Origin of the sequence: Rossellomorea aquimaris (genome assembly GCF_001877785.1) — a bacterium.
GTDB lineage: Bacteria > Bacillota > Bacilli > Bacillales > Bacillaceae_B > Rossellomorea > Rossellomorea aquimaris_A.
Genome location: NZ_MINN01000117.1, coordinates 129,644 through 149,114, shown reverse-complemented (window position 1 = coordinate 149,114; position 19,471 = coordinate 129,644). Strand labels below are relative to the sequence as shown.

Here is a 19,471-nt window from a genome sequence, read left to right as displayed (position 1 = left end):
GTAAAATTATGATTGACTATTTTCTGATAATTTACTAAAATCTTAAGTAAGATGTAAACGCTTTCTGGAAAGTGTTTTATTTTTACCACGATAGAAAACGATTACAACTCTTCTAATCTATGAATTTAAGGGGGACAAAGGGTATGAAGAAAATTTTCGTCATGATGACCATCATTGCTGCTTTGGTGATCAGCGGCTGCAGTTCGAGCAGTTCCGGCGGCAAGGATGGGGAAGTGACCTTGACGGCATGGGCCTGGAACGTAAACGTGGGGGCCTTGAATGACGCCGTGAAGGAATATCAGAAGGATCATCCAAATGTGAAGCTGAAAGTGGAGGATATTGGCCGTTTGGATGTATATGACAAGCTTTCAACAGGTCTTGCAGCAGGCGGAGTCGGGCTTCCTGACATCGTCCTTGTGGAGGATGACCGTATACAGGGGTATGTGCAGGCATTCCCTCAGGGCTTCCTTGACCTTTCGGAAAAGGGATTCGATGATCATAAAGATAAATTCCCTTCTTTCAAAAATGACCTGGCGCAGGTCGACGGCAAGTACTTCGCAATGCCGTTCGATGCCGGCCCGGGGGGGATGTTCTACCGCAGAAGCCTGTTTGAAGAAGCGGGCGTGAAAGCGGAAGACATCGAAACGTGGGATGACTTCCTTGAAGCAGGAAAGAAAATCAAAGAGAAAACAGGATCCTATGCAATGCCTCTTGATATGTTCAAGGATGATCCGACATTCAGAATGATGCTGAACCAGCAGGGTGTTTTCTACTATGACGAAAAAGGCAATATCGACCTTACGAGCCCAGAAGCGGTGAAAGCAATGGAAATGCAGAAGAAATTCGCCGATGCGGATCTGATTAAGAATGTTGACGGATGGAACGGTGTCGTTTCTTCGACAGTCGACGGTTCTGTTGCTGCGATCCCATTCGGTGCGTGGTATTACGGAACGATCATCGACCAGGCGAAAGGTACAAAAGGGGATTGGGGAGTATTCAAGCTTCCTGCCTTTGAAGAAGGCGGAAACCGCGCCTCCAACCTGGGCGGATCCAGCTGGATGATACCTGCCGCATCAGAAAACACGGATGCAGCTTACGATTTCATTGAGTATTTTTCAACGGACAAAGATACGCAGATCATGGCAATGGAAGACTACGGTTTATTCCCGTCATTAAATACGACTTACGATTCTGAAGTCTTCACTGGCGAAGATGAGTTCTTCGGCGGGCAGAAGATCTGGGAACTGTTTGCAGAAGAAATGAAAGACGTTCCGACTGCCTACTATACGAAGGATTATTCCGTGGCGCTTGATGAAGCCATCAAAGCCCAGGCGGATACATTCAACGGCAAGGATCCTGCCAAAGCGCTTGAAGAAGCAGCGAAGCGACTGGAAGACCGTACGAAACGTAAAGCAAACTAATTTAAAAGAGAGATTTAGAGCCAAGAGGTTCGTCTGGTGATCTAGGTCTCTCTTTTTCTATAACACTAGAGAGAAGGATGATGTATGAAGTCAAAGACATATATCCCATATTTATTCATCGCACCGGCCGTCATTCTGTTCAGCATCTTTATGCTCTATCCGATCATTTCGTCGCTGATCCTCAGCTTCCAGACCGGACAGGGCGCCAACCTGACATTCGTCGGGATGGACAACTATAAGCGGCTGCTGGATGATGAAATTTTTCATACCGCACTTAAAAATACGTTTATTCTATTAATCATCCAGGTACCGATCATGGTCCTCTTGGCACTGGTGCTGGCTGCGTTATTAAATTCGGCACTGCTTCGCATGAAAGGGTTCTTCCGGGTGACATTCTTCCTGCCGGCCGTCACATCGCTGGTCGCCTACTCCATCATTTTCTCCATCATGCTGATGAACGACGGGGTAGTCAATCAGCTGCTGACATCCCTTGGATTCAAGGCGATTCCGTGGCTGAACGACCCGTTCTGGGCAAAAGCTTCCCTCATCATCGCGATGACATGGAGATGGGTCGGCTATAATATGGTCATTTACCTGGCAGGACTTCAAAATATTCCCGAGGAGCTTTATGAAGCGGCAAGCATGGACGGGGCTTCGCGGGTGCGCCAGTTCTTCTCCATCACCATCCCGCAGCTGAAGCCCGTCATCCTGTTCACGGTCGTGCTGTCGACCATCGGGACGCTTCAGCTCTTCGATGAACCGTTCGTATTGACGAAGGGCGGACCAAGTGATGCGACGCTGACGATCGGGATGTATCTGTATCAAACCGGATTCCGTTTCTTCGACTTTGGCTATGCTTCAACCATTGCGTACGTGATTGTCGTGCTGATTGCAATCATGACGTTCATACAATTCAAACTAACGGGTGATCAAGAATGAGACAGTCTAAATTAGGTAAGAAAATCGGTTTATATAGTATCCTGGCCCTTGGTGCCCTTGTTTCGCTCTTCCCATTTTACTGGGCGGCGATCGGGGCGACGAATGAGAGCGGCAAGATGTTTTCAAAGCCCCCGGTCCTCGTACCGGGTGAGAAGCTTGCAGAAAACGTCCAGAATCTGAATGCGTCGATTGATATCGGCAAAGTGATGTTCAACTCGCTGTTCATCGCGATCATTTACACTGTGTTAAGTTTATTGATCTGCTCAATGGCCGCCTATGCGTTCGCCAAGTTCCGTTTTAGAGGGAGGAACATCATCTTTGGCGTGTTCCTGCTGTCCATGATGGTGCCTTATCACGCGACAATCATCCCTCTTTTTAAGATGATGGCGGGCTTCGGCTGGCTGAATACGTATCAGGCAGTGATCCTGCCGAATCTAGCGTATCCTTTTGCCATCTTCCTGATGAGGCAGAATATGCTGGCGTTCCCGACTTCATTGATCGAAGCGGCGAGAATCGACGGCTCGGGTGAGTGGAAGATTTTCTTTAAAATTGTCCTGCCGTCCATGAAGCCTGCACTTGCGGCAACGGCGATCTTTTTATTCCTTTATCAGTGGAACAGCTTCCTGTGGCCGTTGATCGCGTTATCGTCCAACGATATGTACACATTCCCGGTCGCACTGTCCAGCCTTTTCGGACTTTCCCGGATTGATTACGGCCAGGTCATGGCAGGTGTGACGATAGCCACGATCCCGATCATCATCTTCTTCCTGGCACTGCAGCGGCAGTTCATTTCAGGGATGCTTGGAAGTGCGGTGAAATAAGGGGTTGTCATTATACAACCTGCGATACGATGAAAGGATGAACCAACATGCCAATTTATGTGACGGAACATACGGAACAATTTCATCTTCAAGGGAAAAACGTCAGCTACATCTTCTCTGTAATGGAAAATGGTCAGCCCGGCCAGCTTTATTTCGGGAAAAAAGTGAAGCACCGCGACGATTTCTCTCATTTACGTCAGCTGCCGGCCGAACCGCTTGGGAATGCCTCTTTTCCATTTGAGGGGAATCAATATTTCTCTCTGGAATTTTTAAAGCAGGAGTACCCGGGCTTCGGCACTGGCGATTACCGGGAGCCGGCTTTTGTGCTCAGGCACTCGAATGGAAGCAGGACATCACAATTTGTTTTTAAAACATATGAAGTCTTAAACGGAAAGCCTGGAATCGATGGCCTTCCAGCGACCTATGCAGAACGTGAGGATGAGGCTGAGACCCTGGTTGTCATCCTGGAGGATGCAACGGCCGGACTCGAGATGGATCTTTTATATACGGTGTACCACGACCGGGATGCGATTGTCCGCAGTGTCCGGCTCAGGAATGTCGGGAGGGGGAATGTGGTGATCGAGCGCTTGCTCAGTGCAGCGGTGGATTTCCCGAATTCCGACTTCGAATTCATCCACCTCGACGGAGCCTGGATCCGTGAACGACATGTCTCGAAGAATCCGCTCCGGAAAGGCCTTCAGTCGATCGACAGCAAAAAAGGCGTATCCAGTTCGCTGCATAATCCTTTCTTTGCCCTGAAGTCCCCGGACGCCACCGAGTCGCATGGGGAAGTGTTTGGATTCAATCTTGTCTACAGCGGCAACTTCTTCGGCGGAGTTGATGTGGATCACTATGATACATCCAGGGCGCTGATCGGCTTGAATCCGTTCCATTTTGAATGGAAGCTCGAAAGCGGAGAGTCCTTTCACGCACCTGAAGCCGTGATGGTATATTCCGATCAAGGTCTGAACGGCATGAGTCAAACGTTTCACCGCCTCTATGAATCCCGGCTGGTGAGGGGGGATTGGCGCGGAAAGGAACGCCCGATCCTCATCAATAACTGGGAAGCGACGTATTTTGATTTTAATGAAGAAAAAATTCTCGAGATCTGCGCATCGGCATCCGAACTTGGCATCGAGCTGTTTGCACTGGATGACGGATGGTTCCTCGGACGGAATGACGATACGACGTCCCTTGGCGACTGGACAGTCGACCGCAGCAAGCTTCCAAATGGGATAGATGGATTGAGTGAAAAAGTAACAGGGGAAACGGGCATGAGCTTCGGTCTTTGGATGGAGCCGGAAATGATCTCTGGAAAAAGTGAGTTATTCAAGACCCATCCACACTGGGTTCTGGGCGTGAAGGATCGTCCGCTCTCACACGGGAGGAATCAGTTCATCCTCGACCTTTCAAAGCAGGAAGTCGTTGATTATCTGGAAGAAACCCTTTCGGGGATTCTGTCTTCAGCCAGGATTTCTTATGTGAAATGGGACATGAACAGGAATATGACAGAAGTGGGTTCCGACTCTGTTGATAGCGACAGGCAGGGGGAAGTCGGCCACCGGTACGTGCTGGGCCTCTATCAGCTGCTTGAAAGACTGATCGGCAAATTCCCTCACATCCTGTTTGAATCATGTGCAAGCGGTGGTAACCGCTTCGATCCCGGCATGCTGCATTACATGCCGCAAACATGGACAAGTGACAACACGGATGCCATCGAACGGTTGAAGATCCAGTGGGGCACCTCGCTCGTCTATCCTCTGTCATCGATGGGCGCGCACGTATCAAGCTGCCCGAATCATCAGACCGGCCGTTCCACACCGCTAAGTACGCGTTTTAATGTCTCTATGTTCGGTGCATTCGGCTATGAGCTCGATGCCACTCAATTTTCAGAGGAAGAAAAACAGGAAGTGAAAAAGCAGGTGGAGTTCGTAAAAGAAAACCGCAGTCTCCTTCAGTTCGGCTCATTTTACCGGCTGATCACTCCATTTGAAGGCAATGATACATCATGGATGGTGGCGGGTGAGGACGGCCGTGAAGCGATCGTGGCATTTTACCGCACATTGGCCATGCCAAATCCGTCCCTGAAACGTATAAGGCTGCAGGGACTCAACCCTGATACGCTGTATAAAATTGAAGCGGCCGGACAACCCGGACAGCAGGCATATGGTGATGAACTCATGAATATCGGGCTCATGGTCCCGCCGATGTTCAGCGGCACCGTCGTTACGGAGAATACAATACTCAAGGGTGACTTCGCGTCAATGATCTGGAAATTGAGGGAAGTCCGATAAGAAATCCCCATAACAATGGAAATTCGTGTTGATTTGATTTAAAGTAAAGAGTGGTAAAGATTTTAACGTAAATAACGAAGTCACTATAGATGAATGGTTTTATGCAAGAGAGAAGTAAGTCGAGCGGCCCGCTTCTCTTCCAGGAAAAAGTATTTAAAGGGGGAAGTGGGATGGCCACTCTAAAAGACATAGCACAAAAAGCGGGAGTCTCACTGGCAACTGTTTCAAGGGTCCTGAACTACGACGCCTCACTGTCCGTCGCGGACGAAACGAAAAAACGCATTTTCCAAATCGCACAGGATATGAATTATAAAACGCTGAGGAACCGGAAAGACCCCCAGCAGGTGAAAGACCGTCTCCAGTTCGGTCTCGTCTACTGGTACTCCGATCAGCAGGAAATGGCCGATCCATATTATATGGCCGTCCGCAATGGGGTCGAGCGGGAGTGCCAGGAACGGAATATCGACCTGGTCAAATTGTTCAAGAACGGAAACACAATCGACCCGTCAAGGCTTTCTGAACTGGACGGCATTATAGCCGTCGGCAAATACAGCCAATCCGAAATCGATGCATTCGAAAAAGCGGCACGGCAGCTGGTGCTCGTCGATTATTCGCCTTCGGATGATTATGACTCAGTGGTCGTTGATTTCAGGAAGGCGATGACAGAAGTACTCGACTACCTCTTAAGTCTCGGTCACGAGCGCATCGGCTACATAGGCGGAAAGGAATATGTCCTCGAGGAAGAACCGATCCTGGATGAGCGTGAAATCACGTTTCGTGAGTATCTATCTCTAAAAGGGATGCACAATCCTTCTTTCATCTGGACGGACGGCAACTTCACTTCGGAGAGCGGATACCATCTTATGAAGGAAGCGCTGAAAAAAGATGATGTCCCGTCCGCCTTCTTTGTCGCATCGGATTCCATGGCGATTGGAGCGATACGCGCCCTTCATGAAGAAGGTATCGCCATTCCGGATGACGTCTCGATTGTCGGCTTTAACGATATTGCAACATCGAAATTTTTACAGCCTTCCCTGACAACCGTGAAGGTCTACACTGAATTCATGGGGGAATCGGCGGTCGAACTGCTGCTCGACCAGATCCAGTCGAAACGGGAACTGGCCAAGAAAGTTGTTGTCCCGGTCCACTTGGTGAAGCGGGAAAGCTGCAGTGAAGCGGCTGGTAAATAAGGAAAAGCTCTTTTTGGATCATTGGATGGTCCTGAGAGGGCTTTTTTGTTTGGTGTGTTTTTGTACCCGGGTTGTCTGAGCCTGGCTCAAAAAGCCAGATTTGAGCCAGGTTCGATTATCGCAATCTGGTTTCTGACGGGCATGATGGCGAAAATTGTCGATTATTGAAGAATTGTCGGTAATATCGAAAAAAACGTTGGTAAAAGGAAATTTTCGTTGGTAAATTCAAATTTTTGTTGATAACACCCCGAAAAATGTTGGTAACTCCCGGACATGTGCTGTGCCTGGCACAGCCAACCCCGCAGCACCAAAACCACCTCATATTTAAAAAAATTCCAACCAAAGGTGTCCTTTTCCTCCCCCAATCCCTATATAAAAGGTGAAAGGAGGTGAAGCACCATGGCAACAGCGGATTTGAAAGGAACGAAGCTGAGATTTGCTTATAACGACGGGATGGATCAGAAAGGCAACCCGAAGTATAAGTTCAAATCATACGGCTACATCAATGGCTCGGCCACGGCAGATGAGATGCACAGTGCTGCTCAATCGCTCGCAGGACTTTCTGAGAAAAATCTATTCAACGTAGAAAAGATCCAAAACTTCGATATCAACGCGTAACGACAGTTGAATTTTAATAGAAAGGAGAGGATTTTAACATGGCAAAAGTACTTGAACTTGAATTCATAACAGAAACCGGCAAAGCAGCGAAAATCAGCGTCAACGATCCGATCGACCCGATCGATACCGTCCAGGTGAAAGCAGCAATGGACAACCTGATCGCAACCGGCGTATTTGGAAGCTCAGGCGGCGCACTGGTAAGCGTAGATGGCGCACGCGTGGTAGAACGCAACGTTACAGACTATGAAGTCTTATAATAAATGAACAAAGCCAAAGCCAGCCTCGAAATCCAAAAACGAGGCGGGCTTTTCAATTTAGATTAAACGTTTGTTTAACCCTTCAAAAGCCTGTCCCATAAAGGGTTTGAGAAGTTAATCAAACGTTTGTTTAAAAATAGAATTGTGTATTAACGGGATCGGGTTTGTGTTTAATCAATGGATAAGGGTAGCAGTGAGTATAGTTTCACTCCAGCGTTGATTGTAGTGGAAGACGAAGACTCCTATCAGAAAAGCGGAAGGGCTTTGAAAAGAGGCGTGTGGCATAAGACGAATCGGCCTGGAAAGCGTTCTTTTGCCTTCTCGGTCGGTTTGGCTTATGACATGTGCCTCTAAGCACTGCAGCTAGACAGTTAAACCATGGGAATGATTGAGGCAGTCTCACTTCCCGTCCGCGGAAAGCGAAGTCTTCCACGGAAATCAAAAGCGATATGCAAGGAATATTTTTTGGCGGGGGGTTCCCTTTAACCACAACAAAGAAATCGCTTACACGAAAAACCAATCCAAAATCTCTTATTGACTTTCCAAAACAAACCATATAATATCTCCTATAAGATAAAAAACTTCGAAAATTAAATACTTTCAAATTATCAAGAGCGACCGAGGGATCAGGCCCTATGAAGTCCGGCAACCTCCATTTATGGAACGGTGCCAATTCCTGCAGAATGGATTTCATTCTGAAAGATAAGTCGATGACATAAACGCGATGCTTCTTTCAGTAATTGAAAGAAGCATTTTTTATTTGGCAAGACATCAATGAAAAAGAAAAGGGGTGTGAATGATGATCAGAATCAATAATTTAGTAAAAGAATACAAAACAAAAAAGCAGACGGTACTCGGAGTGGATAATGTCTCCGTCACCATTGAAAAAGGGGAAATCTTCGGTATCGTCGGCTACAGCGGAGCGGGGAAAAGCTCGCTTATCCGCTGCCTGAACTTACTGGAGAAACCGACATCAGGGGAGATCATCATTGACGGCCGGGATTTGACGAAGCTGAATTCAAGGGAACTCCGCCTCGCACGTCAGAAAATCAGCATGATTTTTCAGCATTTCCACCTTATAAAAGCAAAGACGGTTTATGAGAATCTTGCTTTTGCCTTAAAAGCAGCGAGGGTGCCTAAGGCAAAGATCGAGCCGCGGGTGACCGAACTATTACAAATGGTCGGTTTAAGCGACAAAGCTCAAGCCTATCCCGCACAACTTAGCGGCGGCCAGAAACAGCGCGTCGGAATCGCGAGGGCGCTCGCGAACAACCCATCCGTCCTTCTCTGCGATGAAGCAACGTCGGCGCTGGATCCGAGTACGACCAAGTCAATCCTCAAGCTGTTAAAAGACATCAATAAACAGCTGGGGCTGACCATCGTCCTCATCACGCACGAAATGGAAGTCGTAAAAGAGATCTGCGACCGGATGGCCGTCATGCAGGACGGGAGGATCGTTGAGGAAGGGCCCGTGTACGATCTGTTTGCCAACCCGAGACAGCCGCTGACGAAGCAGTTCATCGAAAATATCCTGCAGTTCGAACTGCCGCCTCACTTATTGAAGAGCCGGACGGGCAAGCTGATCAAAATACAGTTCAAGGGTTCGATCGCAGAGGAGAGCGTTGTATCGGAAGTGTTCCAAAAGTACAAAGTCCGCGGCAATATCCTGCACGGGAAAATCGAATATATACAGGAAACGCCGCTCGGGATTTTCATCATGGAGCTGATCGGCGAAGAATCCGAAATACAGGCCGCCATCCGCTACATAACGGCCAAGACACAAAGTCTGGAGGTGCTCGACCGTGCTGCCTGATTCATTGACTGCGATTTTACCAGAATTGAATAAAGCATTCCTGGAAACCATCTATATGGTCGGTATTTCGCTGGCCATAGCGATCCTGATCGGGCTGCCGCTCGGTGTCCTGCTTTTTGTGACAGATAAAGGATTGTTCCTGCAGAACGGGTTCATTAAGAAGATTGTCGGCTTCGTCGTCAACATGGTCCGCTCGATCCCGTTCATCATTTTATTGGTTGCACTATTACCGCTTACTAAACTATTGACGGGAACGACGATCGGACCGACAGCGGCATCTGTGTCCCTCTCTGTGGCAGGGATTCCGTTTTTCGCAAGAATGGTAGAGACGGCACTTCGCGAGATTGATAAGGGAGTCATCGAAGCATCGGTGTCGGTGGGTGCGAGTCCATGGATGATCATCAAGGATGTCCTGCTGCCGGAAGCAAAGCCGGCCGTCATCCAGGCCGTCACAATCACGACGATCAGCCTCGTCGCATACTCCGCCATGGCGGGAATCGTTGGCGGAGGCGGCATCGGCGACCTTGCCATCCGTTTCGGTTATTACCGCTACGACAATACGGTCATGATCACCACAGTCGTCGTGCTGATCTGCCTGGTGCAGCTAATCCAATACACGGGCGATATTTTTGCAAGAGTTGTAGATAAACGATAAACAACCCAGGGGGAAGATTTCAGATGAAAAAATGGTTTTTACTTTTAGCAGCAGCTTTGACTGTCAGCCTGCTGGCAGCATGCGGTGGAGAAGAAGCAAGTTCTGATGATAAAAAAGAAATCACGATCGGGGCGACATCCGGACCTTACAGCGACATGGTGACAAAAGCCATCAAACCTGGGCTTAAGGAAAAAGGGTACACCGTTGAAGTGAAGGAATTCAGCGACTACATCCAGCCGAACAACGCACTCGCTCAGGGGGACCTTGACGCGAACCTGTTCCAGCACAAAATCTATATGGAAACATTCGCAGAGCAGCACGGCATGGAGCTTTCGGAAGTTATCGTAGTGCCGACCGCACCGATGGGGATCTACTCAGAGAAATTTGATTCTCTCGAAGATATCAAGGAAGGCAGCGCCATCGCAATCCCGAACGATCCGACAAACGCAGCCCGCGCATTCCAAATCCTAGAGGATGCTGAGCTGATCACATTGAAAGATGGGACTGACCCACTGACGGTATCAGAAAAAGACATCGATAAAAACGTAAAGAACCTGCAATTCAAACCGATCGAAGCAGCCCAGCTTCCAAGGGCGGTGGAAAGCGTCGATCTATCAGCAGTGCCGGGGAACTACGCATTGGCTGCGAAAATGGATCTTCTTGACGCTTTGCAGCTTGAGAACATGCCTGATCAATACCGCAACCGTGTTGTCATGAACACGAAAGACGTTGATTCACAGCTTGCAAAAGACATCAAGGCAGTCGTCGAAGCAGACGAATTTGAAAAAGTGATCGATGAAGAATTCAAAGGCTTCGGGAAGCCGGAGTGGATGGAATAATTTCATAGGTTAACAAATAGGAGGCTGGGACAAAAGTGATATAGTCTAAGTAAAACCCAAACTAATTTGCATTAGATAAGGCAAATTAGTTCGGTTTATAATTTCTTTATTGTTCATTTCCACATCCAGCGGTTGATTGGAGTGCAAGACGAAGACTCCTGCGGGAAGAGTAGTTAATGTGAGACCCCGCAGGAACGAAGTGACGAGGAGGCTCACGGGCTACCCGCGGAAAGCGAAGTCTTGCACGGAAATCATTAGCGTTGTTTAGAGACCACTCTATATGTTCCTCTTTAGACATGGAATTTTAAGTTTTGTCCCAGCCTCTTTCTTATAAAAGGTCAATCCTCAATGTTCATCTGAATCATATACAACCCATTCCCAAGCATCTTCATCATATTCACAGAAGTACGTATAATAGTAGGTTTTTGGTATGGTGACGGCCGCATCAGGGTCGGATGGATCGTTCCAGCTGCTGTCGTAATATTCTTTTACTTCGATGCTTGCTTTATAGGTTCCATCCTCTTCTTTTATCGACAGGGACATCTCGTCGAAAATCATATCATTTAACTGCCCGCCGTAGGTGATGCTCCTTTTTTGAAGGTTTTGGATTGTTTTCTCATTGTCTTCGAGTTGTGAACCTTTCACATTTCTTAACAAAGAGGAGTCTGCATAAGTAATGGATTCAATATAGGACTCGTTGTATTTGATGATGCCGCTGGTCAAATCGTCAATGACCACTTGACTGCCCGGCGGAAAATCCAATTCAACTGTTTCAGATGCTGCGGCTTCCACCTCTCCACTGAATACATCTTCCCACGGATAACTATATTTCCCGCTCACCACTACAGAATCCCCTTCCGACACGGGACCGATCCGTAAAGATGAATCTTCTATCGTTCCGTAAGGTTCCCCGTTCAAATAAACTTCCGCCCCATCAAATTCGGACTTCACGGTAATATACTGTTCATCAAATAACAGCGGGATAGGCACATCCGCATCCTCCCATATAAAAAGAGACAGTGATGTTTCGAGTTCTCCCCATTCTCCATCTTTAATTGCTTTGAATGTAAATTCTCCTGGTATCATGTTTTCAATTTCTCGCGATTCCTTACCTGAAGCCGGAACTTCCTTATCATTGAGAAACACTTTTGCATCCGGGTCCGTGTCCAGTGTGAACGAGACAGGTATCAATTCAGCGGTATATTGATTGATGAACAGCCACTTTTTTTCTGGGGATTTTTTCAACTTAATTAAAAAAGGATTTGATGGAGCAGCTGATGCAATGGATTTTTCCTGTCTCTTGATGTTTTGGAGCAGTTTTTCGTATACTTCAGGGTCAGCATGAATCTGATCCAGGAAATCCTGCAGTGCATTTCTGGTCAGCGGGATATCAGATGTTTCTGACAGCAGTTCCTGCAGAGCCGGGGCATCCTTCTTTTCCAGCGCTTCGATTAAGGTGTCGGTTGTATGAGTTGGAAGGGAGGCATCTTTTACATAGAAGTATCCGTATGTAGCGCTTCCTGCTAGGAGGATTGCGAAAATGATCAGGGAAATCATGAGCGGCCGGGGTTTCTTTTTGTTTCTGACTGGCGGAAATTCGGACTTTATGGGCTGGCTGACTACCGGCGCCCTGCAATCAGCACAATATGATTCAAATTGAGAAACTGCTGTACCACAGTTTTTACAGTACCGATTAGAAGAAGCTGCACAACGTTGACATCCTTCATCGTCCTTCAGAGCCTCACCGCACTCTTTGCAAAATTTGCTTTCGACTTCCAACGGCTCACTCACGGAACAGGTGGAACATTCATCCCCATCGATCAGATTCCCGCATTCCCTGCAAATTTTCTTATCAGCTTCACTCGGAGCAGCCGCCTCCCCGCATTGGCTGCAAAACCACTTGCCTTCCGAGAGTGACTGCCCGCATTGTTTACAGAATTTCATCTTCCTCACCCCTGCTGATTAATCTTAAAAAGCCCCTTTTTATAAAAAACAAGGGGCTGCTGTTCTTCAGAATGGCGAGAAGAAAGAGTCAATCTTGTCTTCAACCATATTTATAAGAGTGGAAATGATCATCGCAGCCATGGCAATGAACGTCAGAAAAATAGCGATATACGTCAGCAATGTCCCGTATAATGTGTCCAGTCCCCCGGGCTCATCCTTTTTAAAGCTTGAAATGACGAGGGGAGGAGTGATGAAGACAGCTCCCATGAAACCAAGTCCGAGGAGAAGCGGGTAAAGGAACATATCCAGCAATGAAAAGACAAAGGCAAGGATAAAGATACCTGCGAAAGGGATCAGCATGGAACCGAACCGCGCAAGCACGTCGGTGTAGGTGACCCCGACTCTCCCAAGTTTAATGGCAATGTAGGAATAAGACGCAATCAGTATCATGAATAACACGTAAAAGAAGGCAGGCTTTACTAAAACGGAGAAGAACGCTCCGTCCCCTTTGTAATCCAGGCTGAGATAAATAATCAATGGAATGATGACAGAAAACAGCCCAATCGAAATCAGCCCGTTCACAAGCTGATCGGCTCCTGCCTTCGCCGTTGCTGAGACCGGGTTTTTAAGAACTTTTATAAAATACTGGAAGTACATGCTCGAAGCCTGTTTAACATTTTCAACATGGACATTCGGCTTCGGCGGCGGAACGGCCTGGACAGCGGCCGGAGTTGAATATCCTGGACCCGTATCACCGGAAGAGTCTGGTTTCATCAGCCTCGTCCCGCAATTTTCACAAAAGTTCCCTTCATCATTCACGTGTTCGCAATTCGTACACTTCATACGCAAAACCCCTTTCTTGGTGTATATCTAATAAATACCGGTTAAGTGAGAAAATATGACTATATTTTAAATGGTGATGGTGTGGGACAGACTTTGAACTAATTACTGCCAACTCTAAAAGCGGGAGTACGGATTAATTATCGATTCCAAACAAAAAATAGGCATATATTCACAACTAATATTACATTTGTAAGTCCAAAGTTCTGATTTTGTAAAATAATTGAAAATATCTTAAAATTCGACGAAAAGATGCTATATTTAATAGGAAGCTTAGTCAATATTCTACATTCTAAGCGGTTAATGGAAATAATTCGTGGAGGTGTTTTCATAGGATAAAGTAAATATCCGTAAATCATCCTTTTGGGGAAAAGGACCGGTTTTTGCGGAGAGAAGTGACATCTTATGTAAGCGTTTGCATTTTAGGTTGGACCAAATTACTGTTAGAAAAGAATAGAGGAGGAACCAGTTTGAAGATCATGAAAAAACAGTTGTTCATTTTGACAACGATTTTCGCCTTGCTTGCCGGGTACATCCTGCCTGTCGGCTCGATTGCATCTGCGAATGATACCTTGACGGTTCAGGAAGCGATTGAGAATAATGAGGGGACTGGAACGGTTGAAGGGTTTATCGTTGGATATACGGTAAGCGGAACTAATATTGATTTTGATGCTCCTTTTAGCGAAGATTTCAATTTTGCGATTGCAGATTCAGTAGATGAAAAAGATCCGGCAAAGATTCTACCGGTTCAGATACCATCTGCTTTCCGGACGAAATTCGGATTAAAGACAAACCCGGACAATATCGGGAAAAAAGTGACGGTCACAGGTGATTTGACTGCTTACTTCACTGTACCGGGACTAAAGAACACTACAGCCATGTCCTTCGAAGGCGAACAGCCTGAAGATCCAACCCCATACGAAGGAATCGAGGGCTTAAGCATCCATGACATCCAGGGTGAAAGCCACTCATCTCCGTATGCTTCTGAGAAAGTGAAAGAAGTCGAAGGGATCGTCACACATGTGGAGGATGCAAGTAATTTCTACATGCAGGACCCTAACCCGGATGAAAATCCGAAGACATCCGAAGCTCTTCTTGTGTACAAGCCATCTCATGGTGTGCAGGTGGGAGACCATGTGAAGGTAGACGGTCAAGTAAAGGAATGGGTGCTTGACGGTTACAACGAAAAGTTAGAGACAGACCTTGCGATGACAGAACTGAATGCGCAGTACGGAAATGTCATTGTCGATTCAAGCGGCAATGAACTTCCTGAAGCCCTTGTTATCGGTGAAGATGTTACACCTCCGTCTGAAGTGATTGACAACGATCAGTTCGGTGAATTTGATCCTCAGCAGGATGGCATCGATTTTTACGAAAGCCTGGAAGGAATGCGTGTTGCACTTGAAAACCCAATGATCACGGGACCTCAAAAATACGGCGAACTTCCGGTCATCACTGAGCAAGTTGAAGGGAAAGCCTACACAAAAGAAGGCGCTCCACTTTTAACTAAAGAAAACCAGAATCCTGAAAGAATGTTCCTTCTGTTGGATAACCGTGATTTTGTCGCGAAAACGGGAGATCAATTCAACGGAACAGTAAATGGTGTAGTCAGCTATGGCTTCAGCAACTTCAAGATCCTTGTGAACGAAGATGAACTTCCTGAACTCAATGAAAGAGAGTTTACGCCGGAAGTGACGACGATTGAAAAAGATAACGACGAATTATCCATTGCCGCATACAACATCGAAAACTTCGCGGCAGCTGACACGGAAAAGCGTGACAAGCTTGCCAAATCAATGGTGGAGAACTTGAATTCTCCGGATATCATCGGTCTTGTAGAAGTATTGGATGAAAGCGGAACGACTGACGATGGTACGGTTAAAGCGGATGCCAACTACAAAGCATTAAGCGATGCAGTGGCAAGCTTCGGGGGACCAACGTACGCGTGGACCGAGATCGCTCCTCAGGATAAAACAGACGGCGGTGTCCCAGGTGGAAATATCCGTGTCGGCTATCTATACAATCCTGAACGCGTGACTCTTGCCGAAGCTCAAAAAGGCGATGCCACAACAGCTGTTGCTTACGAAGATGGATCACTGACTGTTAACCCGGGCAGAATCGACCCGACAAATCCAGCATTTGAAGACAGCCGTAAATCATTGGCTGCAGAATTCGAATTCAATGGTGAAGAAGTGATTGTCATCAACAACCACTTCAACTCCAAAGGCGGAGATGAGCCGTTATTCGGTAAAAATCAGCCTCCGACTCTTGGAAGCGAAACACAGCGTATGCAGATTGCAGAAGTCATCAACTCTTTCGTTTCTGACATCCACACGAAAAATGAAGACGCAAATGTTGTCGTACTTGGTGATTTAAATGACTTTGAATTCTCCAATCCGCTTCAAAAACTTAAAGGGGACGTTTTAACAAACCTTGTTGAAACTCTTCCTGAAAACGAACGATACACGTACACATACCAAGGTAACGCGCAAGTCCTTGATCATATGCTTGTATCAAACCGTTTGGCAGCAGGTGCTGAATTCGACATCGTGAACTTCAACTCTCCATATATGGAAGAACACGGACGAGCGAGCGATCACGATGCCCTTGTTGCACAGCTTGATTTTACTGAAGAAGAAACAAACGAAGACTTTGACCTTTCCATCATGCATACGAATGATTCACATGCTCATGTTGAAGGGTATCCCCGTTTATTCACGGCAGTGAACGAGATCCGTGCCGAAAAAGAGAATTCGCTTTTACTTGATGCAGGGGATGTATTCTCTGGTACATTGTATTTCCGCCAATATGAAGGTCTTGCGGATCTTTGGTTCATGAACGAACTTGGCTTCGATGCCATGACATTGGGGAATCATGAATTCGATAAAGATTCAGAGACACTTGCTAATTTTATCAAAGAAATGAACTTCCCGATGGTATCGTCAAACGTGACCGTAACTGGTGACGCTGATTTAGAGCCTTTAGTGAAGAATGAAATCGGTAAGCCTGGAGAAGGCGGGAACATCTATCCTGCGATTATCAAAGAAGTAGATGGAGAAAAAGTGGGAATCTTCGGATTGACCACTCCAGATACAGCGTTCATCTCTAATCCAGGAGAAAATGTGGTATTTGAGGATGCGGTCGAGCGTTCAACTGCAACCATCAATATGCTGAAAGAAGAAGGCGTCAACAAAATCATTGTCCTTTCACACTTAGGCTATTCTCATGATTTAGAGCTTGCAGAAGCAGTGGATGGTCTTGATATCATTGTCGGAGGCCACTCTCACACGGTTCTTGATGAGCCTGTTGTCATCGATAAGGAAGAGCCGACAGTTATCGTGCAGGCGGGTGAATACCTGAATCTGCTAGGCCTGTTGGATGTTACTTTCAACTCTGATGGTGTCGTAACAGGTCATTCAGGTGAAGTGCTTGATCTTGAAAATTACGAAGAGGATGCCGAAGCACTTGCTAAAGTACAGGAATACAAGGCTCCGCTTGAAGAATTGAAGAGTGAAGTTGTAGGCTCGACAGATGTTGCCCTTGATGGGGAACGTCAAGATGTACGCCGTAAAGAAACAAACCTTGGGAACCTGATTGCAGACGGAATGGTTGCCAAAGCAAATGAGTTCGTGGAAACTTATATCGGCGTTACAAATGGCGGAGGAATCCGCGCTTCGATCGATGCAGGTGAAATCACCCTCGGTGAAGTGCTGACAACAATGCCATTCGGAAATCAGCTTGTAACACTTGACCTGACAGGACAAGAGATCCTTGACGCACTTGAGCACAGCGTTTCACGTGTTGAAGGTGAGGACGCACCTGGGGAATTCCTTCAGGTTTCAGGAATCAACTTCAAATACGATGTAAACAAGCCTGCAGGTGAACGAGTTTGGTCTGTTGAAGTCAAAACAGCTGACGGATTCCAGGAAATCGATCCTGAACAGACATACCGCGTAGCGACCAACGCCTTCACTGCGAACGGCGGAGACGGCTATGATATGTTCAAACAGGCGAAAGATGAAGGACGCCAAACAGATCTGTTCCTTGTCGACTTCGAAGTATTTACGGATTATCTTGAAGAAAACAGCCCTGTCTCACCACAAGTGGAGAACCGTATTGTACAGGAAGCAGAACCTGACGATTCGGACGATCCGGGAGACGGTGACGGCGGATGGGAAGATGATTTTTATGAAATCATCAAGAAGATAAAGGATTGGCTGTGCAAGCTGCTTGGATGGTGCAGTAAGCCTTAATCTCAATAATAATGAATTACCCTTGAGAACCAACTGTTGATCAGTTGGTTCTCTTTTTAATTTACTCAGTTCATTTGTGGATAAAATCACTACTTCTACAAAAACTAACCATCATTCTGGGAAATTCGTTTGTATTTTTAAACAAGTAGGAATGACTCTGCGAACACAAGGGGAATTTTGAAATAATAAAGATACATCAATATATGTGATGGGAAGGCAGAACGTATGAAAAGAATATCCTTTACTTTATTCGTCATCATCCTATTGGCCGTTATTTCTTTTGGTATAGCCACCGGGTGGGACTGGAAAGGCGTAAATGAGAATAAGGCGGGCAAAGGAAACTGGACAGGATCTTGGGCTTCATCCATGCAGGCACCTTTGGAAGACGGAATTTCGAACGAGGGATTCAGCAACCAGACTGTGCGGATGATAGTAAAGCCTCACATAGACGGCAAGAATGTGAGAATCCGTTTATCGAATGTCTTTTCCCCGGAAGCGCTCAAATTGGAACAAGTACATATAGCCGTTTCAAAAGGGGGACCTGAAGTTGAGTCGGACACGGATCAGAAGGTAACCTTCGACGGCAAGGAAAAAGTGACCATCCCCGCTGGTGAAACCAAGTGGAGTGACCCACTCGATTTCAAAGTGAGAAGCGATGGAAAATTGGCAGTTAGTGTCTTTATCCGGGAAAAAACAGGGCCAGTCACTTGGCACCCCCGCTCAATGCAGACAAATTATATCACCAGTGGAAATAAAGCAGGCAGCAGCGATTTTGGCGCATACGAGCAAGATGAACAATCATGGTTCTGGCTGGATGCTGTTAACGTGTTGGCTGATTCTTCCATGAAAGGTTCCATAGTGGTGCTGGGAAGTTCCATTGCAAATGGAAACCATTCAACACCGGATACAGACCACCGCTGGCCGGATTATCTTGCTAATCGGATGAAACAATCGGATATCCCAATGTCCCTCGTAAATGCAGGCATTTCCGGCAACCAATTGATAGAAAGTACTCCTGACAAAGGAGAAAGTGCGTTGGAAAGAATCGAGAGGGACGTTTTTGATCAAACCGGTATCAAGTCGGTCATTCTTCATCAAGGATTGAATGATATCAGACATCATCCGGAATACAGTGCGGATGATATCATAGATAAAATGAAAGAAATCATTGAAAAAACACATGATAGGGGATTGAAGATTTACGGTGGAACTTTAACACCATATAAAGGTTCTGGCAGATACACTGCAGAAGGTGAAAAAGTACGCCAGGAGGTCAACGACTGGATCAGGACCAGCGGTGAATTCGATGGAGTCATTGATTTTGACAAAGCGGTGAGGGATCCTGAAGATCCTGAACGGTACCTGCCTGAATATGATGCAGGGGATCATCTGCACCCCAATGATGCCGGTTATGAAAAAATGGCCGAAGCTGTCGACCTTTCAATGTTTAAATAAAATGAACTGGCATCGGGTAACGGGTTCCGTTTCAAGGTGCAAAATATGTTTGAAAATCATTTTTCGTATCGCAGCCCGTACCAAAATTAAGAAGAATTGAAAAAATGCCTGGAGGATCTGTCTCCAGGCATT

Annotated in this window: 15 protein-coding genes and 1 riboswitch; of the genes, 13 read left to right on the top strand and 2 right to left on the bottom strand. The window is 46.6% G+C overall.

Going from position 1 to position 19,471, the window contains the following annotated elements; genetic code table 11:
• Window positions 1–143 precede the first annotated feature (143 nt).
• The 11 genes from BHE18_RS17440 (at window position 144) to BHE18_RS17390 (ending at window position 10,847) form a co-directional block, all read left to right on the top strand.
• The gene (locus tag BHE18_RS17440) at window positions 144–1,421 is read left to right on the top strand and encodes an ABC transporter substrate-binding protein (RefSeq protein WP_071619791.1); all 1,278 of its coding nucleotides are present in this window, start codon (window positions 144–146) and stop codon (window positions 1,419–1,421) included.
• Between the two features lie 84 nt (window positions 1,422–1,505).
• Window positions 1,506–2,360 (top strand): carbohydrate ABC transporter permease, encoded by an 855-nt coding sequence (locus BHE18_RS17435; RefSeq protein ID WP_071619790.1) that lies wholly within the window; start codon window positions 1,506–1,508, stop codon window positions 2,358–2,360.
• A complete protein-coding gene (locus tag BHE18_RS17430; protein WP_071619789.1) occupies window positions 2,357–3,181 on the top strand; it encodes a carbohydrate ABC transporter permease in 825 nt (274 codons plus the stop codon). The genes BHE18_RS17435 and BHE18_RS17430 overlap by 4 nt, the downstream gene beginning before the upstream one ends.
• Before the next feature lie 47 nt (window positions 3,182–3,228).
• Window positions 3,229–5,475: an alpha-galactosidase gene (locus BHE18_RS17425; RefSeq protein WP_071619788.1), complete on the top strand. Its 2,247-nt coding sequence runs from the start codon at window positions 3,229–3,231 to the stop codon at window positions 5,473–5,475.
• A 170-nt stretch (window positions 5,476–5,645) separates the two neighbouring features.
• On the top strand, window positions 5,646–6,665 hold the full coding sequence (locus BHE18_RS17420) for a LacI family DNA-binding transcriptional regulator (protein ID WP_071619787.1): 1,020 nt from the start codon (window positions 5,646–5,648) through the stop codon (window positions 6,663–6,665).
• Window positions 6,666–7,064: 399 nt separating this feature from the next.
• The gene (locus BHE18_RS17415) at window positions 7,065–7,283 is read left to right on the top strand and encodes a DUF1659 domain-containing protein (RefSeq protein ID WP_071619786.1); all 219 of its coding nucleotides are present in this window, start codon (window positions 7,065–7,067) and stop codon (window positions 7,281–7,283) included.
• A 38-nt stretch (window positions 7,284–7,321) separates the two neighbouring features.
• Complete coding sequence (locus BHE18_RS17410; protein WP_071619785.1) at window positions 7,322–7,540, top strand: DUF2922 domain-containing protein; 219 nt, start codon at window positions 7,322–7,324, stop codon at window positions 7,538–7,540.
• Window positions 7,541–7,717: 177 nt separating this feature from the next.
• A complete protein-coding gene (locus tag BHE18_RS23325) occupies window positions 7,718–7,894 on the top strand; it encodes a hypothetical protein (protein ID WP_171910738.1) in 177 nt (58 codons plus the stop codon).
• Window positions 7,895–8,142: 248 nt separating this feature from the next.
• A riboswitch (SAM riboswitch) is annotated at window positions 8,143–8,249 on the top strand.
• A gap of 90 nt (window positions 8,250–8,339) precedes the next feature.
• Complete coding sequence (locus tag BHE18_RS17400; RefSeq protein WP_071619783.1) at window positions 8,340–9,353, top strand: methionine ABC transporter ATP-binding protein; 1,014 nt, start codon at window positions 8,340–8,342, stop codon at window positions 9,351–9,353.
• On the top strand, window positions 9,343–10,008 hold the full coding sequence (locus BHE18_RS17395; protein WP_071619782.1) for a methionine ABC transporter permease: 666 nt from the start codon (window positions 9,343–9,345) through the stop codon (window positions 10,006–10,008). The genes BHE18_RS17400 and BHE18_RS17395 overlap by 11 nt, the downstream gene beginning before the upstream one ends.
• 23 nt (window positions 10,009–10,031) lie before the next feature.
• Window positions 10,032–10,847 (top strand): MetQ/NlpA family ABC transporter substrate-binding protein, encoded by an 816-nt coding sequence (locus tag BHE18_RS17390; protein ID WP_071619781.1) that lies wholly within the window; start codon window positions 10,032–10,034, stop codon window positions 10,845–10,847.
• A 345-nt stretch (window positions 10,848–11,192) separates the two neighbouring features.
• On the opposite strand, the gene BHE18_RS17385 is transcribed toward BHE18_RS17390, so the two are convergent.
• On the bottom strand, window positions 11,193–12,791 hold the full coding sequence (locus BHE18_RS17385; RefSeq protein ID WP_071619780.1) for a TcaA 3rd/4th domain-containing protein: 1,599 nt from the start codon (window positions 12,789–12,791) through the stop codon (window positions 11,193–11,195).
• A 66-nt stretch (window positions 12,792–12,857) separates the two neighbouring features.
• Window positions 12,858–13,634: a zinc ribbon domain-containing protein gene (locus BHE18_RS17380; RefSeq protein ID WP_071619779.1), complete on the bottom strand. Its 777-nt coding sequence runs from the start codon at window positions 13,632–13,634 to the stop codon at window positions 12,858–12,860.
• Between the two features lie 476 nt (window positions 13,635–14,110).
• Between BHE18_RS17380 and BHE18_RS17375 the strand changes: the two genes are divergently transcribed.
• Both BHE18_RS17375 and BHE18_RS17370 read left to right on the top strand, forming a co-directional pair.
• The gene (locus BHE18_RS17375; RefSeq protein ID WP_235860372.1) at window positions 14,111–17,884 is read left to right on the top strand and encodes a 5'-nucleotidase C-terminal domain-containing protein; all 3,774 of its coding nucleotides are present in this window, start codon (window positions 14,111–14,113) and stop codon (window positions 17,882–17,884) included.
• Window positions 17,885–18,109: 225 nt separating this feature from the next.
• Window positions 18,110–19,339, top strand: coding sequence for an SGNH/GDSL hydrolase family protein (locus BHE18_RS17370; RefSeq protein ID WP_071619778.1), 1,230 nt, complete (start codon window positions 18,110–18,112; stop codon window positions 19,337–19,339).
• The last annotated feature ends 132 nt before the right edge of the window (window positions 19,340–19,471 follow it).